The sequence below is a fragment of the Algihabitans albus genome (genome assembly GCF_003572205.1).
Lineage (GTDB): Bacteria > Pseudomonadota > Alphaproteobacteria > Kiloniellales > DSM-21159 > Algihabitans > Algihabitans albus.
The window spans coordinates 202,705-224,521 of sequence record NZ_QXNY01000005.1; the positions used below are offsets into that span (position 1 = coordinate 202,705).

General features: G+C 65.2%; 18 protein-coding genes. 2 read left to right on the forward strand and 16 right to left on the reverse strand.

The features are described from left to right. Positions 1-131: 131 nt before the first annotated feature. Positions 132-2,252, forward strand: coding sequence for a tetratricopeptide repeat protein (locus tag DBZ32_RS14980; RefSeq protein ID WP_162906773.1), 2,121 nt, complete (start codon positions 132-134; stop codon positions 2,250-2,252). Positions 2,253-2,369: 117 nt separating this feature from the next. Then, on the forward strand, positions 2,370-3,467 hold the full coding sequence (locus DBZ32_RS14985; RefSeq protein ID WP_208539246.1) for an NAD-dependent epimerase/dehydratase family protein: 1,098 nt from the start codon (positions 2,370-2,372) through the stop codon (positions 3,465-3,467). An 847-nt stretch (positions 3,468-4,314) separates the two neighbouring features. Here the strand turns inward: DBZ32_RS14985 and DBZ32_RS14995 are convergent. From DBZ32_RS14995 to DBZ32_RS15070, 16 genes are all read right to left on the reverse strand, one after another. After that, on the reverse strand, positions 4,315-6,198 hold the full coding sequence (locus DBZ32_RS14995; protein ID WP_119167997.1) for an asparagine synthetase B family protein: 1,884 nt from the start codon (positions 6,196-6,198) through the stop codon (positions 4,315-4,317). A 38-nt stretch (positions 6,199-6,236) separates the two neighbouring features. Continuing rightward, positions 6,237-6,962, reverse strand: coding sequence for a class I SAM-dependent methyltransferase (locus DBZ32_RS15000; protein ID WP_119167998.1), 726 nt, complete (start codon positions 6,960-6,962; stop codon positions 6,237-6,239). 9 nt (positions 6,963-6,971) lie between these two features. Then, positions 6,972-7,901, reverse strand: coding sequence for a class I SAM-dependent methyltransferase (locus DBZ32_RS15005; protein ID WP_162906774.1), 930 nt, complete (start codon positions 7,899-7,901; stop codon positions 6,972-6,974). Positions 7,902-7,906: 5 nt separating this feature from the next. Then, complete coding sequence (locus DBZ32_RS15010) at positions 7,907-8,941, reverse strand: class I SAM-dependent methyltransferase (protein ID WP_119168000.1); 1,035 nt, start codon at positions 8,939-8,941, stop codon at positions 7,907-7,909. After that, positions 8,938-11,079 (reverse strand): N-acetyl sugar amidotransferase, encoded by a 2,142-nt coding sequence (locus DBZ32_RS15015; RefSeq protein ID WP_119168001.1) that lies wholly within the window; start codon positions 11,077-11,079, stop codon positions 8,938-8,940. Before DBZ32_RS15015 ends, DBZ32_RS15010 begins: the two co-directional genes overlap by 4 nt. After that, positions 11,076-11,699 (reverse strand): imidazole glycerol phosphate synthase subunit HisH, encoded by a 624-nt coding sequence (hisH, locus tag DBZ32_RS15020; RefSeq protein ID WP_119168002.1) that lies wholly within the window; start codon positions 11,697-11,699, stop codon positions 11,076-11,078. The genes DBZ32_RS15015 and hisH overlap by 4 nt, the downstream gene beginning before the upstream one ends. Beyond that, positions 11,696-13,114, reverse strand: coding sequence for a DUF4910 domain-containing protein (locus tag DBZ32_RS15025; RefSeq protein WP_119168003.1), 1,419 nt, complete (start codon positions 13,112-13,114; stop codon positions 11,696-11,698). Before DBZ32_RS15025 ends, hisH begins: the two co-directional genes overlap by 4 nt. 75 nt (positions 13,115-13,189) lie before the next feature. After that, positions 13,190-14,026 (reverse strand): hypothetical protein, encoded by an 837-nt coding sequence (locus DBZ32_RS15030; protein ID WP_119168004.1) that lies wholly within the window; start codon positions 14,024-14,026, stop codon positions 13,190-13,192. Continuing rightward, positions 14,023-15,033, reverse strand: coding sequence for a class I SAM-dependent methyltransferase (locus DBZ32_RS15035; RefSeq protein ID WP_119168005.1), 1,011 nt, complete (start codon positions 15,031-15,033; stop codon positions 14,023-14,025). Before DBZ32_RS15035 ends, DBZ32_RS15030 begins: the two co-directional genes overlap by 4 nt. Continuing rightward, positions 15,030-15,803 carry a class I SAM-dependent methyltransferase gene (locus DBZ32_RS15040; RefSeq protein WP_119168006.1) on the reverse strand — a complete coding sequence of 258 codons (774 nt, stop codon included), beginning with the start codon at positions 15,801-15,803 and terminating at the stop codon, positions 15,030-15,032. Before DBZ32_RS15040 ends, DBZ32_RS15035 begins: the two co-directional genes overlap by 4 nt. After that, on the reverse strand, positions 15,800-16,621 hold the full coding sequence (locus DBZ32_RS15045; RefSeq protein ID WP_119168007.1) for an AAC(3) family N-acetyltransferase: 822 nt from the start codon (positions 16,619-16,621) through the stop codon (positions 15,800-15,802). The genes DBZ32_RS15040 and DBZ32_RS15045 overlap by 4 nt, the downstream gene beginning before the upstream one ends. Positions 16,622-16,625: 4 nt before the next feature. Next, entirely contained in the window at positions 16,626-17,462 is an 837-nt protein-coding gene (locus tag DBZ32_RS15050) for a class I SAM-dependent methyltransferase (protein ID WP_119168008.1), read from the reverse strand. Next, on the reverse strand, positions 17,459-17,845 hold the full coding sequence (locus DBZ32_RS15055; RefSeq protein WP_119168009.1) for a hypothetical protein: 387 nt from the start codon (positions 17,843-17,845) through the stop codon (positions 17,459-17,461). The genes DBZ32_RS15050 and DBZ32_RS15055 overlap by 4 nt, the downstream gene beginning before the upstream one ends. Beyond that, positions 17,842-18,963: an N-acetyl sugar amidotransferase gene (locus DBZ32_RS15060; RefSeq protein WP_119168010.1), complete on the reverse strand. Its 1,122-nt coding sequence runs from the start codon at positions 18,961-18,963 to the stop codon at positions 17,842-17,844. Before DBZ32_RS15060 ends, DBZ32_RS15055 begins: the two co-directional genes overlap by 4 nt. Next, the gene (gene asnB / locus DBZ32_RS15065; RefSeq protein WP_119168011.1) at positions 18,960-20,798 is read right to left on the reverse strand and encodes an asparagine synthase (glutamine-hydrolyzing); all 1,839 of its coding nucleotides are present in this window, start codon (positions 20,796-20,798) and stop codon (positions 18,960-18,962) included. The genes DBZ32_RS15060 and asnB overlap by 4 nt, the downstream gene beginning before the upstream one ends. 7 nt (positions 20,799-20,805) lie before the next feature. Further along, entirely contained in the window at positions 20,806-21,816 is a 1,011-nt protein-coding gene (locus DBZ32_RS15070; RefSeq protein ID WP_119168012.1) for an N-acetylneuraminate synthase family protein, read from the reverse strand. Between the last annotated feature and the right edge of the window lies 1 nt (position 21,817).

A 21,817-nucleotide genomic window follows, 5' to 3' on the forward strand; every position in this document is an offset into this window, starting at 1 on the left:
GTGATAAAACCATTAAGAGAATGAACGCGATGAGACACCCGGACATCTTGCCTGCCGATCCGCTGGCCGATGCCAGGTTGACTCGTTTACGCCAGCAAGCCCGCCAACAGCCAAAGGATGCCGTCGCGAAAGTGTCCCTCGCCGATGCCCTGGTCGCGGCGGGGCGGGACCGGGAGGCTGAAAAGCTCTATCGAGACCTTTTGCGCCTGCAGCCGGACCGGACCGAGATCCGTATCAGACTGGCGGCCGCACTGGCGCGCCTGGGCCGGGCCGGCGAGTCGGAACGGTTGCTGATGAAGCTGCTCGGGCAGCCGGTTCTGGAGAAGCCGGAGATTCGCGAGCTCGTCGCGAGCGTCCTGGCGACGGCCTGGTGCGGTGCGAAGGAGGCCCAGGCGGCGGCCGGACTGAGGCGTCTGCAGAAAGCCGCGCCGGAGCCGGACATTCTGGTCTGCGTCGCCGAGGCGTTCGGCGCCAAGGGACAGACGGGCCTGGCCGCGGAGGCCTGCAACCTTGCCCTGGACCGTTGGCCTCAGCACGCCGGCGCTTTCGCGCGTCTGGGCGCGATCCTGCTGGCATCGGGCGACGGCGAGGGCGCGATCCTGGCCGGAGAGAAAGCGGTGACTCTGGACATGTCGCGGATCGATGCGCGCATGACGCTGGCACTCGGACTGATCCGTCTCTCCCGCTATCAAGAGGCCGAGCAAGTCTTCCAGGATGCTTTGCTCTTAGACTCCGAGAGTGCCGAGGTACTTGGCAACTACGCCAACTTTCTGCATGGGCTCGGCCGTAACGCGGAGGCTCGGCATCTGCTGAACCGCGCCATCGAACATCACCCCGGCATCGCCAATCTGTACTCGCTCTTGGGGCTGGTACTGATGCGGATGGGTAAGTTCGATGAAGCTCTGGCATCACTCGACCGGGCCATCTCGCTGGATCCAGCCTCCGATCGCTTCGCGTCCGCGAAGGCCGATTGTCTCCTGGAACTGGACCGGATCGAGGAGGCCTGCGCGCTTCTGAGCGCTGTTATTGACCGCGATCCGAATCACGCGCCGGCCCTCTGCAGCCTGGCGCGGATCGATATCGAACGCGGCGATCTCGAAAGGGCCGACAGTCTGCTGGAGCGAGCCCTCGCGCTCGACCCCGATCGGGTGCACTCCTGGAACAATCTCGGTGTTTTGCGCAAGCGGCAGTTCCGTCACGCCGAGGCCTTGGCCGCCTTCGAGGAGGCGGGGCGCTGCGCTCCTTTGTCTCCCGGGACCCTCTACAACAAGGCTTTCGCTCTGCTCGGTGTCGGCCAGCTTGCCGAAGGTTGGGATCACTACGAGGTCGGCGTACACGCCAACCTGCGCAACGGCTGGCGCATGACCTTCAAGCCGATCTGGGACGGTGAGTCGCTTGCGGGCAAGTCTTTGGGGATCGTCGCCGAGCAGGGAATCGGCGATCAGATCATGTTTCTCTCCTGTCTTGAGGACTTCGCCAAAGGTCCGGGTTCCGAGGCCAAGCTTTCCCTGGAGGTGCATCCGAAGATCCGAGATCTGATCGCGCGATCCTTCCTAGATGTCGACGTCTGCGATGCGCTTCAAACACCGCAGAAGTCCTCGGCTGAAGCTTTCGAAGGCGATTTCGACTACGTCATGTATCTCGGCAGCCTACCTGCCGTCGTACGCCGGAGTCATAAGGACTTCACCGGTACGGGCGGATTTCTGAAGGCGGATCCGGCGCGTGTCGAACATTGGCGCGAGCGTCTCGCCGCCCTGGGGCCGGAGCCGGTCATCGGGCTGTGTTGGCGCTCGATGCTCCTGCATACCGGGCGTAATCACTGGTATCTGCAGTTGGAGGATCTAGAGCCGATCTTCACCTTGCCGGGCGCCCGCTTCGTCAGCCTGCAGTATGGAGATGCCCGGACGGAACTGGCCGAAGCGGAGCGACGCTGGCCGGGCCGCATTCTCAGTCTCGAGGACGAGCTCGATCTCACCGACGACCTCGATGAGGTGGCCGCTCTGAATACGGCCCTGACGGCTGTGGTGGCGCCGAACACGACTTGCTCGGTCCTGTCGGCAGGCATTGGCTGTCCGACTTACGAGTTCACGGTCGGGCCGGCCTGGAACATGCTGGGCACCGACCATGTGCCCTTCTTTCCGTCCCAGAAAGTGTTCGACTATCCGTTCGGTACGCCCTTGGTCCAGGCAATCCCGATGATCCGCGCTGCTCTACAGCGCGATCTTGGCTTATCTCAAGCGAGCGTCATATGACAGTAACGGCCCGGCGTTCGAGGTTTCTTAACCAGTCGCTCGGAAGCTGGGCCGGGCGCGGCACGGCTATTTGCGGCCTGCCGGCTGGTGGTGCGAACACCGCGAAGGAGTAGCGCCTTGAAAACGCGTTTCGGTGCCGATCAGGAGAAGACCCTGCGCCAAGCCCTGAAGGGGCGGCGAATCGCCTTGATCGGCGGCGCCGGTTTCATCGGCCATAACCTGGCCTTGGCACTTCAGGAATTGGGTGCCAAACCGCAGATCGTCGACAGCCTGCAGGTCAACAACTTGGGGGCCTACAGCCACGGTCTCGATAAGAACCCCAATGCAGGTCTCTATGTCGGTTTCATCAACCAGCGGCTCCAGTTGCTGTCGCAAAGGGGCATTCCGCTGCACATCGTCGATGCGCGCGACTACCAGGTGCTGAGCCGCCATCTGGAGTCGATCGATCCGGATTGCGTGATTCAGCTCGCTGCGGTGGCCCATGCCAACCGCGCAAACAAGGATCCCTACAGCACCTTCGATCATTCCATGCGCACGCTGGAGAACGCATTGGACTGCGTGCGCGAACGGAACGCGCATTTCATCTTCTTCTCTTCCTCGATGGTCTATGGAAACTTCAATGGCGACGCCGTGGAGGAAGATCGGGTTTGCGAGCCGATCGGTATCTACGGCGCACTGAAGTTTGCAGGCGAGAAGCTGGTCATTGCCTACAACCAGGTCTTCGGGCTGGACTACACCATCGTCCGGCCCTCCGCCCTCTACGGCGAGCGCTGCGTCAGCCGGCGCGTCGGGCAGGCTTTCATCGAGAATGCGGTGCGCGGCAACACCGTGACGATCAACGGTGACGGCAGCGATGCGCTCGACTTCACCTACATCGACGATCTGATCCAGGGGATCTGCCTGTCCATTGGCAAGCCGGAAGCGCGCAATCAGGCTTTCAATCTGACCTACGGCGACGGTCGCTCGCTGAACGACATGGCGGAGATGGTGCGGACGCGCTTTCCGGAAATCGAGGTCAAACACCACGCGCGCGACAGCCTGATGCCCGAACGCGGCACACTCTCGATCGAGAAGGCCCGCAGTCTGTTGGGCTATGCGCCGCAATATCCGCTCGAGCGCGGCTTCGACGCCTATATCGACTGGTACTGCCGACTTGCCTCGGAACAGCCGGACCTGCTGGGTTTGCCTGCCGGTCTGCGCGACGCCGCGGAGTAGACGCAGCACCAACCACTTCTACAGTAGCGCTCTCTCCTTACGAGTGAGCAGGAGTCGCGCTCCAGACCAGATAGTGATCGGTCGGACCCACCTATTGGGTCCGGCGATGACGTTAAATCTGGTCTCGATTCAAAGTGGTAGAGTCTGTTTCTTGGGATCGGCGGAACCGCGAAGCGAGTCCATACCATCACAACAGGCGCTAGGCGGCATCGCCGGAGTGACTCCACCTACGGCAATCCTGCTGCAGTCGTGTGACGTTCGGCAACGTGCCTCCTCGGCTATGCGCACAAACCGGCAGATCTATCTGTCGAGCGTTGCATCTTGCTTCAGGCCCTATGCGATCGCGGGAGCCGCCCCGATCACCCGAATCGCTCTTGCAAAGACCATGCGCGACGGTCTCTCGACCGCCCGGGCTCGCCGCGCGCGCCATGGCCACGCCGACCGTCCGACTGTTCAGAGTATGTCGCAGCAATGGCGAGACGGTTGTGCATTCCCAACTCGGCGATTATCTGAAGTTGAATAGAAATCAAAAAATACAATAATAAATATACAAATACTTTTAGTGGAATAGTTCTGAATTAACTGATTTATCACTGATTAAATGCGTGAGTGGAATTTGATCTATGAAGTAAGGGAGCGGGCGGAAATGCCGGCAGTGAGCTTTGGTATCTTCGGCACGATCTTTGGAGCCCGCCTCAACCTCGCGAAGAAAATCCCCGTCGCCATTGTCGGCGCGGCCGCCTTTGCGACCGTCTGGTCGGGTACTACGGGGCCAGTTCCTCCCTAGACGTTTGAAGCTGCCAGGCCAGCGAAGCTCTCTCGACAGGCGTGACCGGTTGACGGGCATTCACCCGGCACCGGCGCGCTCGCGGTGACGCTCCATCCAGAGGTCGAGGTTCAGGAGCTGCCAGAGCAGCATCATGTGGTTCTCCTGAGGCCGGTCTCCTGCCACGATCTCCGCGTGCTCGTCCAGCAGCGCCTCGACCGCATCCGGGTCGAAAACCCCGCGTGTACGGAAGTCCGTCGAGCGGACGCGGTCGCGAAGGGCCTCCAGCGTTCGGCCGCCGAACCAGCGATGGGCGGGCGCATTCCATCCGGTTTTGGCGATCCGGGTCCGCGTCGCCTCGGGCAAGACGCCTTGCATGGCACGACGCAGCAACTGCTTGGTCACGCCGTCGCGGATCTTGAGATCGCCGGGCACCCGGTACATGAAGGCGACGAGACGGTGGTCCAAAAAGGGATCGTGGTGCGCCAGACCGAAGGCCGTGGCCTGGCGGTCTTCCGCGCGTAGGCAGCAGGGCAAAGTCTCGCGAAACATGTCCTGGAAGGTGCGGTTCTTGAGGTAGCTGTGGAAGGGTCCGCTCATGTCCGGTTCGAAACCGCCCATTTCGTCCCATTCGGGCGTCAGAAGAGGGCGGTAGCGAAACAGCCGTTCGGGATCGGCTTTGCACTGCCCCCGAACTACCGGGTCGGCCAGCCGCGCCATCATCTGCTCAGCGGCCGCAGCGTCCTTGCGGTAGATCGGATGATCGTGGTGATGCGCCCAGGCCGCGACTTCGCGGGCGACCTCCGCCTCCCGCCCCGCCGCGCGCAGGTCCGCGAAATGCAGTGGAAAATACTCGTATTCGCCGGCATTCAGTTCGTCGCCGCCGAGGCCGCCGAACAGCGCATCGAACCCGCCCGCCGCAACGTCCCGACAGAGAAGATGGTGGGATAGCCAGGTGGCGGTGGCGACGGGCTCATCGTGTATTTCTGTCAGTTCGGCGACCAGTCCGAAAAGATCCACGGAGTCGCCGACCTCGATCATGTGCCAGCGGGAGACGGCGGTCTCGACGACGTCCTGGATCTCGTTGCGTTCGTCGTAGCGAGGATCGACGTAGACACTGGAGATGGCCTCCTGTTTGCGCCCGGTAACCTCGGTGGCGCTGCAGAGGACCGAGGAGGAGTCGAGACCACCGGACAGCGTGAAGATGGGCCGCTCCGCGGTCGCGACCCGCTTGCGCACGGCCTCGAACAGCAAGGTTCGATAGGTTTCGGCCAACTCGTCCGCCTGAGCGACGGCGAATTCCGGTTCGTTCTCCAGGCACCACCAAGCCCGTACCTGCGGGGCTGTCTGAGGCGACGCTTCCAGGCGATGCCCGGCTGGAATTTGATAGACCGCGGCGTAGGGGGAGGCCTCAGGGACGGCGTCGATGCCGCGATAGTGGCAGGCGCCGAAGCGGGCGACGAATTTCCGGTCCAGGTCGTTTGGAACCTCCGGGAGGGTCAGAAGCGCGCGGGGTTGCGATCCGAAGGCGATACCATCCGACAGCGGTGACCAGTAAAGCGGCTTCACTCCCAGGCGGTCGCGTGCGAGGTGCAGCTTGCGCGTTTCCGGATCGAAGGCGGCGAGGGCAAAGTCGCCGTCCAGGCGTTCGAGCGCGGCCGCGAAACCCAGCCGCCGAATCAAGCTTGCCACGAGCCGGATATCGCTCGCTTTCTCCAAACCGGTCTCGTTCTCAAGCTCCGCGCGGTTCAGCAACGCTCCGTCGAGGGCCAGCAGCAGTCCCTCGGTCTTACCGGTGCCGCCGGCCGGTCCGGAGGGCCGAAAAGCCCGATGGCCGAGGCCCGCACTGGCGCAGATTGTCGTGGCGTTGTTATGGCCGGGCAGACTGGTCAGCATCTGCTCCAGGGCGGCAGGATCGCCGGGCCGAGGGTTGGAAAAACGGAACAGGCCTGCAATGCGGGACATGGTTGGGGTGTCTCGTCTTCTTGTTGCGCTGACTGGCTTTACGCCGGCACGCCGCAGCGGGTTGCGACCAGGAAGCTCCACCAGTGGGGATAGCCGATCACGTTTTCCGGGCGCCCGCCGCTGCGTCGGTCGATCACTTCGATGACAGAGAAGCCTCGAGCCTCGATGAAGGCGATCAGATCGCGCCGGTCGTAGGCGTTGACGTGTACCGAAAGCGCCACACCGGGATCGAGGTAGGCGTCCTGAACATACCGGTAGTCGGCACCGTCCTTGATCGACTCCCGCAGGATCAGCGATTTGCGCGTTGCCTTCAGCAGACGTTCCAGCGGCCGGTGGTAGTTGTCCAGGTTGGACAGCAGATTGATGCAGAGCAGATGGTCGGCGCTGCCCTGGAAGTCCTCCAGCCGCAGATTTTGCAGACAATCGGACGGCAAGCCGAAGGGCGCCAGTTCGCGGCGGCCGATCTCGATAAACTCGGCCGTGGCGTCGAAGCCATGATAGGCAAGGGTCAGATCCCGCTTGCGCAGCGAATGAAAGAAATAGCCGCTGCCGCAGCCGGCATCGATCACGCTGTCTCCTGGCGCGGCCAGAGGGGCCAGCAGCTCGGCCGCCTGAGCCAGGCAGTCCATCTCCTCGGCTTCGTCGCGGGCGCGGGCGGTGTAGAGCGCGCGAACGCTGGCGCTATGTTGCCAGATGTTATGCGCCCTCCAGCCGTCGTCGCGGAGTTCTGCCGGACTCGAAGAGACAAGCGTGGCATGCGTCATGCCAGTTCCCTACCTCGGCCTTCGGGCAACGAGAATGAAAGCGGAGGCCATGAAGTGTCCGCGCCAGTCTGTTGGATCTTCCATCGCAAGGCTGGCGCGGCGGAAGAGGGCGGGGGCCTTGGCCTCAAGCATCGGCGGCAAGGCGTGGTAGTGATAGAAGAGGGTGCGGATCTCCTCAAGCCCGGCTGCTTCGGCAAGGGCGCGCAGCTCAAAGGGATTGTGGGTGCGCGACAGTACCTCGTCGTAACCCGGTTCGTCCGCGTAGCCGCCGCGCAAGGGTGGCAGATCGGTGCGGAAGCGCTCGTCCAGGCTGGACAAAGCAGCCGCCAGAGCCGTGCGTTCGCTGGCTGTCTCCGCCGTTTCAGCTAGGGCTTCTTCGCGGATCAGACGGTCGCGGAACAAGGCTCGGCTGTAGCGGTTGAGGGTGAAGAGCCCGAAGAGCTCGTTACGGGCCTCGACGGCCATCACGCCGCCAGGTGCCAGAGCGTCGCGCAGATGGGCGATTACCCCGCTGTCGGCTTCGGCCGGGATGTGGGGTAGTACGCCGAAACAGATGGCGGCATCGAACCCATCGGCAGACGCGCCGCTTGGCGGCGCGAAGGCGCCGGCGTCCAGGACACTCCCCTCCCAGATCCGTCCGGGTGGCAGACCTTGTTCACCGAGAATGCGTCGCGCTTCTAAGGTCATTTCCGGCGTCACGTCGAAGCCGTAGCGCTCCAAGCCGGGTAGGGCGAGATCTCGCAGCATGGACGCCGGTCCGCAACCGGCGTCCAGCAGGCTGCCTGCGCCCTCGTTCTGCAAAAGCGCACGAACGATGTCGGTGTGGACCGGTGGATAGGCGCTGTCCGACGCGTAGTAGTCATCGTAGTAGCGCTCGCCCCAGGTGCTGTAACAGCGCCGGATCGCGGTCTCCAGGTCGGGACGGTCGGTCTTGGCCATGCCGGTCACGTCACCTTCCGGGCGGCCAGCCACATGTGCGACGAGAGCCCCTGTTCGGCCAGGAACTGCTGGAACGGCCAGCCGAGCGTGTCCCATTGGTCGAGCAGCACGCGCTTGAGGAAGGGGTCCAGATCGATCTCTCCGGCCAAGGCCGCGTCGCGCACGATTTCGGCGTCGAGCCGGCCGGGCGTATGGATGCGCAGAACTTCGAAGCCCACCTCCTCGACCATGCGCGAGAGAGCGCGCGGCGTCAGGAGGTTGACGTGCTCGGTATCGACCGCCTGGGACTTCTCGCCGAGTAGCGCGATATCGAAGCCTTCGCCATTGGGACAGGACAGCACCAGCAAGCCGCCGGGTGCGACACAGGGCGCGATACCGGCGAGGAATCGGCGAGGGGCGAAAAGATGCTCGACGACCTCGAAGGCACAGACCACGTCGGCTTGCCCGACTTCGCTGTCGAGATCTTCGATCCGCCTCTCGACCACGTCGACCCCGCGTGCGCGGCAGGCGGCGGCCATTTCCGGCGTCGGCTCCACGCCGACGACCCGGGTAAAGGCGCCGGACTCGCTTGCCAGGGCTGAGAAGGTGCCGAAACCGGGGCCGACTTCCAGCAGCAGGTCGCGGCGAATATCGAAGGTCTCGCAGTAGTCCAGCACGCGTGCCAGCCAAGGCTTGTGAATCTTCTCGCGCCGTGCCGCCTCGGAGGCCGGGAAGATGTGCTCCGCCCAGTAGGCGTAGTTCTCGGAGTTGGCGTAGTAGTCGGCCATCAAGGTTTCGCTCGGCCGCGGGCTCATATAGAGCGTCCCACAGGTCGGACAGCGTTGGAACGCGAAGCCGTACTTCGAGAAAGCGGGCGTGGGCGTATCGCTGCCGCAGGCCGGGCAGGGCACACGCTGATGCGCGTCGGGGCTGGCATGCAGGCGGGCGATATCGCGCGCGAAAGCGGCTTCCTGCCCTCCCAGCAGCTCGTCAGGGCAGAGTTCCCGCTCGCTCAGCGGGTCTCCGATGTCGCTGTCGCTTTTCAGGTTCGGATCGGTCATGGCCGTGATCGCTCCAGCCGGTCCCGAACCCAGCGGCCGTCCTCGTGGCGCCAGACGCGCGGGTCGCGGAAGGTATCGGCCATGCGGTCGAAGGTTTCTTCCGTCATGCCGACGTAGTCGAGCCAGCGCAGGAGATCCCGTGGTTTGACGGGGTCGTAGCGGTTGACCAGCTCGATGGCGTCTTCGCGGTTCATGAGACTCGCCCGGATGTCCTTGCAGGTATGATCGGTTCCGCGACCGTAGCCGAACTTGATGTACTTCAGATAGTCGTGGACTCCGTTCTCGTGCATGTCGTCCAGGTTCGACATCGTGCGGTAGGTACGGTCGAAGGGCTCCTCGCTGATCTCGAAGCCGTAGCGCTCGGTCACCAGCTTGATGTGCGCGTTGGCTTCCCAGTGGACGTAGTTGCCCAGGAACAGTCCACGCAGGTCGAGCTCCAGCAGCCGCGTGTCGCTGGGGTATTTCCAGGTATCGAGCTGCTGCGCGGTCAGACCCTCGCGTCCGAGGAAGTAACTCCACTCGTAGCCGCGCGCGAAGTGCTCCAACCGGTCTCGATAAGTGACTTCGGGAAAATCGTCCATCGAGAACTGGCCGCAGAGATCGAGGTAGCCGTGCTCGCCGTAGAAGACCAGCGGGATGCCGCGCTCCGCCGCCACCCGCATCGGAACGGTCATGATGCCCACGTGGGCGTGCCAGTTCATGTCGCCCATGACCTGGAAGGCGAGGCGGTTCAGGCGCTTCAGGGTTTCGACCGAAGGGCGGACCACGATATGGTCGGCGTCGAAGGCCTCGCGCATGCGGACCATGTTGCGCCAGCCGACCTCGGTCCAGTTGTTGCCGTCGTAAGTCACCAGCAGTGGGTTGAGACCCAGCACCTCCTTGACGACATGAACCTGGAAGTAGCTGTCCTTGCCGCCCGACACGGCGACGACGCAGTCGTGGCGCGAGCCGTCGCGGCAGCGGTAGCGCTCGACCAGATCGTGTAGAAGCTCCGTGCGCCGGGCCCACTCATCCGGGGGAATAGCGGCCTTGACCTCCGCCATCTGACAACCGGTGCACTTGCCGGCCGCATCGAACTCCATCGGCGCCGCCGAGATCGAGGGATAGGTGCAATGGCTGCACCAGCGGATGGGCTGGCGCTTGATCGCGGCCGCGGGCTGCGCTGCCGGGTAGTCCGCCTCCTCCGCCTGGCGCAGGCGTTCGGCCAGGCGGGCATCTTCCCGGGCGCGGTCGTAGGAGGGTTCGCGCGGCAGGTACTTGGAGCCGAGCCGCAGCGGCCGCAGCGGCACACCGGCGGCAAGGGCGGTGCGCTTGGCCTGCGGGTAGCTGAGTTCGAAGAAGTGGAAGATGTTGGCCGCCCCGGCGGCGGCGGCGGCGGCGTCCAGGATCGCTGGCGCGAAGTGCTCGTAGCGGCCGACCCCGCCGCAGGCGACAAGGGGAATCTCGACGGCGTCGGTCACGTGACGGATAAGCTCGAGATCGTAGCCTTGACCCGCGCCGTCGCGGTCGATGGAGTTGAGCAGAATCTCGCCGGCCCCGCGCCGTTCCAGGTCGCGGGCCCAGTCCGCGGGGTCGAGGCCGGTAGCGCGCCGTCCGCCATCGACCCGCACCTCCCAGCCGGCGTCTGTCTTCTCGGCGTCGATCGAGGCCACGATGCACTGGCTGCCGAAGCGCCGTGCGGCCTGCTCGATCAACTCGGGAGTCTCGAAGGCCGCCGTGTTGAGCGCGACCTTGTCGGCGCCGACCGCCAGGCGGGCCTCGATGTCCCAAAGCGTCCGGACCCGACCGCCGAAGGTCAGCGGCATGAAACAGACCTCGGCGATCGCGCGCAGCACGTCCAGGACATCGTCGCCGTCATAGCTCTGCTGCAGGTCGTCGCGGCGCAGGTCGTGGCCCTCGCTGCCCCGCGAGATATCCAGGACGATCAACTCATCCACGTTCCAGTGGGAGAAGCGCTCGACGCTGGACAGGGGATTGCCGATCACCTGGTGCACTTTGAAGAGCTGGCTGCGCACGATCACACCGTGCTTGAGCAGCAGCACCGGCACCAGCCGGGGATGCGGACCGCCGGGCGGTCCGCCGGGTGCCGGGTGGGCGCGTTGGCCGGCCAGCGCCGTGGGTGTCAACGGTTCGGTCATTGCAGGGCCTCGCCGATCCGGCGAAAGGCATCGAGGACCGCAAGTCCGGCGTCCTGGCTCTTCTCCGGATGAAACTGGGCGCCGAAGATGCGCCCGCGTTCGATCGCCACCGTCGCCCGGTCGTCGCCGAAGGTCAGCGTCCCAGCGGCGTCTTCCTCGACTGCGCAGTCGATCACATAGGAATGCACGAAGTAAAAGCAGGCGTCGGCTGGGGTATCCGCAAAAAGTTGTGCGCCAGTACGAACTTGCAGGTTGCACCAACCGATATTGGGAACGCGCTGTCCGGCCTGCGGGCGCAGGCGCCGCACGCGGCCGGGGATCAGGCCGAGGCCCTCGTGCATCCCGAATTCCTCGCTTTCACCGGCCAGAAGCTGCATCCCGAGGCAGATCCCGAGGACCGGCTTTCCGCCTTCTGCATGGGCGCGAATCGGTTCGACCAGACCATGCTTCCGCAGAGCCGCCATCCCGTCGCCGAAGGCACCGACACCCGGCAGCAGGAGCGATCCGGCGGCCGCCACCTCGGTTGGATCGCGGGTCGGCTTGGCCTCGGCGCCGATCCGCCGCAAGGCGGTCAGCACGGAGCCGATATTGGAGAGACCGCTGTCGATCACGGCGATCATGGCGCCACGCGCTCCGGCCGGCGACGTTCGATCTCGGCGCGGGTTAACTCCACCAGGCCCTTGGCTTCGAAGCGTTGTAGATAGAGCAGCAGCCGATCGAAGCAGAGCCGATGGCGCTCGGCGATCTCCAGCAGCGTGTGATCGCCATCGAGGTAGCGAAAGAGACAGTCCAGCAGATGACCCCAGGTCTCCGCGTCGGCCTCCAGATCCTTCACCACGGTGGGGTCGGGCCGCTCCATGTAGAGTCCGTAGTCCGGATTGGAGAGACAGATCAGGCCGTCGAAGCGGCGCCGGGCGATCTTGTTGTTCTCGAGTACCGAGACGACGCGCTGTAGGACCGCCAGCATCTCTTCCAGTTGGACCGGGTCCATCAGGTCCGGGGTGTCGAGGCTGGAGTGGTACTCCCGGTAAGGCGCGAACTGATCTTCGCAGCGCGTGACCTCGACGAAGGGGACTTCGTAGCCGGGTGCCTCCCAGACCGTCTCGTCGTTGCCGGCGCCGCAGCGCCAGGGCACCAATTCATGCGCCTGGCTGTGATGCCGCAGCACGTTGGCGAAGGCCGCGTCCAGCATGTGGCCGCCGGCGAAGGTGCTGGTCGCCTTGATGGCGCCGCCGGTGCCGGGCATCTCCTCGAAGATGCCGCAGACCATGCGGTCGACCTCCGCGCGCGGCAGGTTTTTCAGGTAGAAGACACTGCCCAGATGCTCCGGCGCGATCACCAGGCGGTAGCTGTAGAAGGTGTCTTGCGTGGCCAGCCACTGCATCAGGCGGATCAGCACCGCCGTGCCGGCGAAACCGTCGTTGGCCATGTGCGGGTGGCAGTTGTTGGAGTTGAAAACGATGGTCTTGGGCGAGCGGCCGGTCTTCTGCGCCACGCCGATCAGCATCTCGCCGGGCGCGTCTTCGGTCTCCAACTCGACCCGGTAGCGGCCCGGCCCCAGCGTCGCGAGCAGCCTGTGCGGCATCACCAGCCGCCAGTCGGCGTCCCAGGGCCGATACTGCCACATGCAGTGGAACATGTAGGCGTCGGGCAGGGCCGGGTTGCTGACCAGCTTCGGTTGCAGCGCTTCCCAAGACAGCTCGCCGGAGAAGGAGCGAGAGTAGTAGGCTACGCCCAGGCTGTTGTCCGTGCCGTCGAAGACCTCCCGGCCGTCGCGGTAGAGCTTGGCCCGCTTCACCCGCCAGTTCTGCGGCACGACCCAGCCGTTGAAGCTCTCGCCGGAGGGTACTCGGATCAGTTCGAGCGGCAGTTCCCCGGTAAGTTCGGCGGCTATGCGGGCGAAAAGCGTTTCGTTGCCGTCGGCGACCACCGCCGTGCGCGGTTGGCAGAGATCGCGGGTGAGCGCGATCATGCCCGCGCCCGAGAGGTCGAGCGTGGCAGAGGGCGGGTCGAGAACTGCGGTGGCGGTCGGCATGGCGGCTAGCGTCGCATAGAAAGCGTTAACCAAGACCTTAAAGACCTGACCCGACCCGACTGCCTTTTCGCGGCTTCAGGCCTCGGCGTAGTCGGGCAGAGATCCGGCCGCCGCGCCGGCGACCGCCAGGAGCAAACCCGTTTCCAGTTGCGCGCTGGGTAGCTCGGGCGTCGTTGCCCGCTCGGGCAGGAAGAAGCCCGCGTCGAAACCGGGTATCGGCCGCAGCAGCCAGCTGCGGCCGCTCTCCCGCAAGTCGCGGCGAACCGCTTCGATAGCCAGCAAGCGAACGGTATGACCGTTGACGGTGAGGCGCTTCGCGTCCTCGCCGAGCGAAACCCGAAGCGCCAGGACCACGGGGCCCGAGGCCGCGTGCGCGGCCGACAGCCAGTCGAGATCGCAGCCATGCCCATAGCGGATCGCCTGGTTCTGGTTGAGCACCAGGACGCTCGAGGCCGCGGACGGCGCCGGAAGCGTCTCCGCATAGTCGAAGGTCAGTTGGTCGGACCCGTGCAGTACCTCGAAGCGGCGGCCTTCGCAGGCGGGACCGATGGCCGTATAGCTCGATAGTTCGGTTTCGCCGGCCGACTTGAGGTACTCGAACAGCGCGCCGCTGCCCGCGCCGACCTCAATGACGGATAGCGCTGCTGGGTCGTCTGCCTCGCTCGGGGTCGCCGCCCGGATCGCTTCCGTAAGCTCGCGCAGCGCCAGGCGATCCATCCATTGACCGATGCGTAGGCGGTCCACCAGTGCGCGGCTGCCGGTCTCGCGCAGACTGCGCAGGGCCATGATCAGGCTGGCGTCTTGCGCCACGTCCAGGTGGAAGTCCTTCAGAGGCATGAAGTTCAGCGCCACGGTGCTGTTGCGCGCAAAGACCAGGCGCCCGACGGCGCGGCGGAGATCGCTCTGCGTCACAGGCTCAACCTCGCCAGATCGGGAAAGAGATCGAGGCGGTCGGTGATCACCAGATGGTAGCAGCCCAGGCTGTCCATCGCCTCCTGACTGAGGCCGGCGAAGTGACGCTGCTGGCTCGACTGGGCCTCCGGAATGAAGTCCGCGACCAAAAGTTCGCGCCCTTGGGCGGCGCCGCGCAGCCGGACCAGGTCTTCCCGGCCGAAGACGTAGATGGGGGCGGCGTGATGGCTGGTTAGCCAGATGCCTTGCTCCGACGCGCAGGCCCAGCAGGCCAGCACGGTCGCCACGTCGGAGAATCCGATCATGCGTTCGGTGCCGCCGACCGGGTCGCGCAGATTGTGGATCACGCCGACCGACAGCGAGAGGTCGAACCGCTGATCGCCGGCATCGAAGTCGGAGCCTTCGCCGAGCAATAGGCGGAAGTGGCGCGGGTCGAGATCTCCGTGCAGAAAGCGCGCCGCGGCCAACACCAGGGCGGAGATGTCCAGGCCGCAGTAGTCGAGTAGCTCCGGCGCTTTCAGCCTGCCGTCGCTGGTGGCCCGCAGCATGATGTCCAGCAGGTCGAAATGCTCCGCGACCGTGCAGCCCAGGTCGAACAGCCTGACACGCCTGCCGGGCCGCTCTCCGGCGAGCGCCACCAGCAGGCGGTGCAGCAGCAGGTCGAGTTGCGGCGAGCGCGAGGCCAACAGGGGAAAGCTACCATCCTCGAAGCTCGCCTTGCTGACGCCCTTACTGCGCAGATGCTCGGCCAGCGCTGGATCGCGATACTTCAGCAGCTTGTCGAGGTAGCCGCCGCAATTGAGAATATCGGAATCGTCGGGCAGGTCATAACGGTGCCAGGGCGTTCCGTCGGCGGTGGCGAAAAGGTACTGTTGTGCATTGTCGAGCGCTAAGAGGGCGTTGCCCCTGCCGACCTCCGCCAAGGCACCCTCGGCCGCAGGCGGCACGGGATCGAACTCGCCGAAGGTAACTGCGGCGCTGACGGTTACCCGCGGAGCCGATATCATGACGCGGCTCCAGAGGCCTTGCGTGCGACCAGATGGTACCAAGGCTGAACGAAAGCTCCGCGAAAGCAGAGCCGTTGGCCGGTCGCTGTGCGCTGCGTGTAGGAGACGACTTCGCCATCCGTTCCGGGGAAGGGCAGGTCAATCGGCAACTCGAAGGGACGGAACTTGGCCTCGGTGAAACCTACGTCACTCAGCATACGCTCAACCAAGGCTGTCGAGCGGATATGGTAGGTAACACCCTCGGGATGGCCGAGACTCCGTTCCATCATCTGGATCTGCTGATGTTGAAAGGGAGTAAACCAGTCGAAGGCGACCAGCAGGCCGTCTGTCCGCAGGAGCCGGCAGACCGCTGACAGCAGACGGGCGAACTCACGGTCATTGAAGTAGAAGGCCATGGCGTTGAGCGTCACGGCGTCATAGCGCGCCGACCCTTGGAGGCTCAGGGCGTCGGCAACCTCGATCTCAACGTCCTGCAGGGTCGGATCGGCGCGGCAGGTCTCGACCGAGGACGTCGAGAGGTCGCAGCCGGACAGCTTCGCTTCGGGTAGCTCGCGTCGCAGCAGCGCCAGCAGGTTGCCGGTCGAGCATCCGATATCGAGAATCGCCGGAGCGGTCTGGTGCGACCGCAGGCCAGCTCGGATCAGCTCGACAATCAACTTGTCGCTCTCGCGCGGCTCCTGCCGATAGCGTTCCTGGTAGCGGTCGTACTCGGAAAAGTAGGCCGTATTGTCTGTGTAGGTCTGGTAGGTGCGCTTGCCGGTTCCGCTCATTCTGCGCTCGCTTTTACATCAAAGGGAATCTCGCCGCGGCGAAAGGCGGGCGGCCGGATCAGCATCATGTAGCGGTCCTCCGCGAAGCGCTGCAGCGCATGGGCGACCATCGACTCGCAGTCGGTGATCAGCAATTGGCCGCGACCGACGGGGTGGATCTGCGCCAGGCCGGCCTCGACGAGGCAGCGTTTGAAAAAAGACTGATCGTTCTCGACTTCGAAGTCGAGGTAGCGAACCGGCATGGTCCAGGTGCCCGGCTGCGGTACGCCGTCGTCCAGTACCGGGTGGTCGTAGACCTTGGTGTACTGGTAGGGCACGCCGTAGAGGTTCTCGAGATAGTGGCAGAAGGTCATGCCGTCCGGGGCGATGGCATAGCCGAGCGTCATGATCTTCGCATTGGCGCGATGCAGGCGCCCCCAGGCGGAATCGTAGCCGAAGCCCTCGAAGTGGGGTCCGTCGCAAAGCGCGTTCGCTTGTGGGCCGAGCGCGGTGATCGAGAGGACGGGATGGCGTGAACGGACCGCACCGGGCAACTGGCGCACGTGGTCCGACAATGCGCCGGAGAGGGACGGTGAGTGCTGCCGGTCGAAGGCCATGCCGTGGCGCGCGTAGTCCTCGAAGGCCGTCAGCACCACGAGCGTGCCCTCTTCGCCCAGAGCCCGGCGGAAACCCTCGACGTAGAAGTCGAGGATGCCGCCCTTGTTGCGCGGTGCGTCGACCGACCCCAGCCGACGCAGGTTGCTTTGCACCATCAGGGTATCGCCTTTGCCGACACCAGCGGTCTTGAGGGTGGCGACGAAGTCGTCTTGAGTCAGCATCCGCTCAAGCTCCGGTTCCGGCCGTCAGCAGAGCGCGCAAGGTGAACTTGCCGCTGGGTTCGCGCAGGCGCTCCAGAGCCGTGAGCGAGAAGCCCGCCCGTTCGGCCAGCAGGACCAGCGATGCCGGGCTGAAGACATGGTGGTGTTCGATGAAGAATTCCTCGCGCCCTGGTCCCTCCGCGGCGGCGGCCACGTCGGGCAGTTCCAGGTAGCAGACTCCCGTCTCGGTCAGCAGCTCGGCGGCATGACTCAGCAGCGGCAGCGGTGCTTCCACATGCTCCAGGACTTTGTTGAAGGAGACCAGGTCGACGGGGCCGCCCAGCTCCTCCGCCGTTAGTAGCGTAAGGTCCTTGGCAAAGGCTTCGATCCCGACGGCGTCGCACAGGTGGGCGACCGTCCGGCTGTCGGTCTCGACGGCGAAAACGCGCCAGCCCCTCGCTTTCATGGCTGCGGGAAAGACCCCGAGGCCGGCACCGACATCGAGCAGACGGCGGCCGGCGGACCTGCCGATCTGCCCTTCGATCCAGCGAACCCGGCCGCCGTTGTCGGAGCGCTCGGGCGGCAAGGCCAGGATCTGCCGGAGCTTGTCGGCCATCCCGGCCGGCCCGCCGTAGGTGGCGTCGACGTAGCTGCCGTCGTAGAGCCGGGAGAGATCGAGGGCGTGCGCGCCGAACCAGTGGCCGCAGAGCGCACAGCTTCGATAAGCTCGGCGGTAGCACGCAGCCTCCAGGTCGAAGACCGTTTCTCCCTGCGGCGGCGCCTCGTAGGCGAAGGCGGGTACGAGATGCCGGCCGTCGCAGGGGCAGTTCAGAGTCGGAGCGAGAGCCGAGGCCAGTGTCATCGGGCCGCCTCCAGCGTGGCCCGGAGGCCGTCGAGCGCTTCGTCCGAGTCCAGCCAGCTAACCCTTTCCAGGCTTTCCTGCTCGCAGTAGGCCTCGAAACTCTCCTCCCGGCCCTGCTCGACCAGCAACAGAAAGTAGCGTCCGGTCAGTCGGTTGCGGATCAGCACCCCGCGCAGACCGAACTGCGGCAGCCGGCCGTTCAGCGAGGGGGTCGCGTAGAAGCCCCAGTCCTTGCGCGCCACGTCGTACTCGCCGCCGCCCGGCGTGGTGAAGGTCACCTGCTCGTCGGACTCCAGCGCCAGTTCGCCGCAGTCCTTCATCTCGAAGAGGGCGGCGTTCCCGACCGTGAAGCGGCGGGGCGGGTCCTTCGGTGCGAACTTCATGACCAGGCCCAGTCGTCGATGAGAAAGTCGGGGATGTAGCGGGTACCGTCCGGCTTGCGAGACCAGACGGCTGGGTTGCGGAAGCGCTCGGCGATCCCGAAGAAGGTCTCTTCGGTGGTGCCGGCGAAGCGGCAGAAGCTCGCGATATCCTGCGTCGGCTGCTGCTCTCCCGAGATTCGCAGGATCTCCAGCGCGTCCCTCCGCGTCATCCGGTCGTTTCGGATCTCCAGGGAGAGGTTGTCGAACAGCCGGGTGAATCCGAACTTGAACCACTTCATCCAGTGGTGAATGGCGATGAAGTCGTCGTCGATGTCGGCGAAGTCGTAGTAGCCGGTGCGTGCGCCCGCGGCCTCGGCGCGGAAGCCATGGATTTCGGCCACGCGCCGTGTTTCCTCGGGATCCCAAGGCAGGTAGTAGCCCAGAAAAATAGCACGGACACCGGCCGTCTCCAGCTCCTCGCTGCTGGGTCCGAAGTAGGCGGCTAGATCCTTCGCCGAGAGCGCCTCGTCGACCCAGTCCGCCGCCGTGGTACCGTGGGTGACGCCGTAGGTCTTGAGCCAGGCTTCGTCGAGACGGAAGCCGGTCAAGGCTTCGTCCTGCGTGCCGTACTCGAAGGCCGAGTTCTCGCCCCAAACCACCAGCGGGATGCGCAGCCGCGTCGCCAGGGTGAGCGGAATGTTGAAGAGGGCCATATGCATGGGAATGGCCGTGGAGCCGAAGCGCTCGAAAGCCTTCAGCATGAAGGTCGCCTCGACCCTGGGACTGATCTGCCAGTCGATATGGTCGACGCCCAGGGCGACCAGATTGTCGAGGTTGCGTTGGCCGATGGCGGTGCGTGCCGGCGTCTTCCAGGTTACGGCCAGTGGGCGCAGGCCCAATTCCAGACACTTAACCGTCTGCCAGGTGCTGTCCTTGCCGCCGGAAACTGGGATCAGGCAATCGTAGCCTGTCTCTTGCGCCTTGGCCTGCTCGACTACGCTGCGGAGCTGCGCGGCGCGGGCGGTCCAGTCGATACCGGGTTTGCTGGAATGGGCGCGGCAGGCGTTGCAGACGCCGTCGCTCCCGATCTCCAGGTTCGGGCGCGTGTCGGGCAAGACGCAGGAGCGACACCACTTCATGCGGCGAACTCCTCCAGGAACAGCTTGGCATTCACGAAGTTGAAGAGAAACTTCGACTGGCTGTTCGGTAAATCCGCCTGCTCGATCAAGGCGGCGATCCGGTCGCGGCGAACGACCTCGAAGACCGGGCTGTCGGCCAGAAGTTCGTCCCGTACGCCGGGGTCCGTGACGTCGAGGTAGTCGAGGATCGGCGCGTTGAAGCCGACTTTACGCGGATTGTCGAGCAGTGCGTCGGGGGCCAGACCGCGGGCGGCATCGCGCAGCACGGCCTTGGCACGGCCGTTGCGTACCAGATGCCGGGTCGGAATGCTCCGGCACCAGTCGAAGAGTGCGCCGTCGAGAAAGGGGGAGCGGTTCTCGACCGAGAAGTACATGGCGTTGAGATCGTCCTCGTGCAGGATCACCGGCACGCTCTCGGCGAACAGCTCGTTGGCCATGCGGTTGCGGAGCAAGGTCTCCGTAAAGCTGATTTCCGCGAAGGGTTCGTAGAAGGGCTGGATCAGGAAATCGGCGAAACGCTCCGCATCCAGATAGATGTGGTCGCGCGCATAGGGTCGACGAACGAAGTAATCGGGGTCCTGCAGGAAAGGATTGCGCACGATCGGCGCGACCTGAGCCCGCCAGTCCTCCAGGGCCTCTGCATGGTGCTGCGGGTCTTCGGCGGCCATGGCGGCGAGGTAGGCGTTATGGTGGTCGAAGTAGCCGCTGAAGATCTCGTCCGCCCCGGTACCGCTGACCGAAACCTTGTAGCCGGCCTCGGCCACGGCAGCCATCAAGCGCCACTGCGCGTAGTAGGTGATGGTGTAGACCGGGGCGTCGTGCTGCCGCACCAGGTCGCGTAGATTCGTCAGGAAGCCGTCGGTCTCAAGCGGGATCGGCGTATGCCTGAGACCATGCTCGCGCACCGCCGCCTCGACCATCTCCCGCTCTTCGTAGCGGGTGTCGCTGTTGACGATGGTGAAGCCGTGGACCTCGTAGCCCAGCTCGCGTTTGGCCGCTCCGATCAGGGCGTTGGAATCGATGCCGCCGGACAGGCAGAAAGCGACCGGGACATCGGCGCGCAGGCGCAGTTCGACCGAACGGACCAGGCGGTCGCGGGCGCCGGCCACGGCCTCCTCGTAGCTCATCCCCGACTCTTCGGCGCCGAAGGTCGGGCGCCAGAAGGGCCGGCTGTCCAGGCGACCGTCGCGTCCGACTGTGGCGACATGGCCGGCCGGCAGTTCGCTCAGCCCCTCGAAGAAGGTCTCGCCGCTCTTGTAGAGCGACTTGTAGCCGTTCACGAGGTAGCGCCGGACTTGCCGCAAATTGACCGGCGGCTGGCCGCCGGCAAGCGCGAAGAGAAACTTGGCCTCGGAACCGAAGAACAGGCCGCCGCCGGCAGCGCGCAGCAGGTACAGCGGTTTCTCGCCGAAACGGTCCCGGCCCAGCAGCAGCGTGCCGTCCGAGGCGAGCCAGGCGAAAGCGAACATGCCCTCGCATCGCTCCAATGCCGCCGCGCCGTCGCGCGCGAGAAGGTGAGCGAGAACGGGGGTGTCGCCGCTGCCGATCGGGCCGTCGCCGTCTTGCTCCAGCGCGTCGCGCAGCTCCAGGTAGTTGTAGATCTCGCCGTTGTAGGAGAGCAGCCCACCCTCGGTTTCGAAGGGTTGATTGGCGCGGGGGTCCAAGTCGAGGATCGCAAGACGGCTGTGCAGGAGGTGCAGCTGACGGCCATCCGACGTGACCCGGTGGACCTGGCCGAAGGCGTCCGGGCCGCGCCGACCCATCAGGGCTTGGCAGGCCTCCAGCCGCTGCGCGCTCAGTCGGGTCGGCCCGATGTATCCGGCGATGCCGCACATGCCGCGTTCAGTCCAGCAGTTCCGGGGTGAGGGGCGTGCCGGCGGGAACCGGCTGTTTCACGCCGCGGCCCAACAGGTCGGCTTCGGAGCCGGGCCGCGGTCCGCCGGCTGGACGCAGCCAGGTGAGATCTTGCGGGCCGATGATCTGGCCGGGCGTCAGGGCGCGGGCGGCACAGATCGAGCGCCGCGCGGCGGCGGCCACTGGAGTTTCCTCTTCCTGGATGCGCTTGACGCCATCGCCCAGCAGGGCCTCCGCCCCACGCACCCGTTCCACCAACTCGGCCAATTCCTGTGGCTCGGCGGAGAGTTGATGATCGCGGAAGTCCGACTGCGTCTTCGAGAGTGTGAAGTGCTTCTCGATCACTCGGGCGCCCAGCGCCACGGACAGGACCGCCGCCTCGATGCCCAGGGTGTGGTCGGAGTAACCCGGTACGGCGCCGTAGGCCGACAAGGACAGGATCGCACGGAGGTTGGCTGCGTGAACCGGGGTCGGATAGGCGGAGACGCAATGCAGCAGCACGAGGCCAGGATCGCCAAGCATCGCATCGGCCCAGGCGGTCCGGATCCTTGCCACCGCCAAGGCGACCTCCTCCGGTCGGCTCATGCCGGTCGAGATCAACAGGGGTTTCGCGGTCAGGGCGACCCGCGTCAGCAGGGGAGCGAAGTCGTTGTCGCCGGAGGCGATCTTGAAGGCCGGAACCAAGGGGTCGAGCAGGGCGACCGCCTCCAGGCTGAAGGGCGTCGAGAGGAACAGGACCCCGGCTTTGGCCGCGACGGCCGCGAGGCGCGCATGGTCGTCGGCTGTCAGGGCGAAGCGCCGCAACTGCTCAAGGCGGGCGGTCTGATCGGTGGCGACCAGACGCTCCGGATCGATGGTCTGGAACTTGACCGCCTGGGCGCCGGCTTCGGCGGCACGATGGATCATCTCTTCCGCGCGGCCGAGGTCGCCTTCATGATTATTGCCGATTTCCGCGACAACCAGGATGTCACGGGTCAGATCCACCGGGCCGATCTTCACC

Bases quoted from the DNA above. Each gene is read 5' to 3' on its own strand.
- DBZ32_RS15010 (WP_119168000.1), bottom strand. From the start codon at position 8,941: ATGACCGATCCGAACCTGAAAAGCGACAGCGACATCGGAGACCCGCTG.
- DBZ32_RS15035 (WP_119168005.1), bottom strand. From the start codon at position 15,033: ATGATATCGGCTCCGCGGGTAACCGTCAGCGCCGCAGTTACCTTCGGC.
- asnB (WP_119168011.1), bottom strand. From the start codon at position 20,798: ATGTGCGGCATCGCCGGATACATCGGGCCGACCCGACTGAGCGCGCAG.
- DBZ32_RS15045 (WP_119168007.1), bottom strand. From the start codon at position 16,621: ATGCTGACTCAAGACGACTTCGTCGCCACCCTCAAGACCGCTGGTGTC.
- DBZ32_RS15015 (WP_119168001.1), bottom strand. From the start codon at position 11,079: ATGACCGAACCGTTGACACCCACGGCGCTGGCCGGCCAACGCGCCCAC.
- DBZ32_RS14995 (WP_119167997.1), bottom strand. From the start codon at position 6,198: ATGTCCCGCATTGCAGGCCTGTTCCGTTTTTCCAACCCTCGGCCCGGC.
- DBZ32_RS15040 (WP_119168006.1), bottom strand. From the start codon at position 15,803: ATGAGCGGAACCGGCAAGCGCACCTACCAGACCTACACAGACAATACG.
- DBZ32_RS15000 (WP_119167998.1), bottom strand. From the start codon at position 6,962: ATGACGCATGCCACGCTTGTCTCTTCGAGTCCGGCAGAACTCCGCGAC.
- DBZ32_RS15055 (WP_119168009.1), bottom strand. From the start codon at position 17,845: ATGAAGTTCGCACCGAAGGACCCGCCCCGCCGCTTCACGGTCGGGAAC.
- DBZ32_RS15060 (WP_119168010.1), bottom strand. From the start codon at position 18,963: ATGAAGTGGTGTCGCTCCTGCGTCTTGCCCGACACGCGCCCGAACCTG.
- hisH (WP_119168002.1), bottom strand. From the start codon at position 11,699: ATGATCGCCGTGATCGACAGCGGTCTCTCCAATATCGGCTCCGTGCTG.
- DBZ32_RS15005 (WP_162906774.1), bottom strand. From the start codon at position 7,901: ATGGCCAAGACCGACCGTCCCGACCTGGAGACCGCGATCCGGCGCTGT.
- DBZ32_RS15025 (WP_119168003.1), bottom strand. From the start codon at position 13,114: ATGCCGACCGCCACCGCAGTTCTCGACCCGCCCTCTGCCACGCTCGAC.
- DBZ32_RS15050 (WP_119168008.1), bottom strand. From the start codon at position 17,462: ATGACACTGGCCTCGGCTCTCGCTCCGACTCTGAACTGCCCCTGCGAC.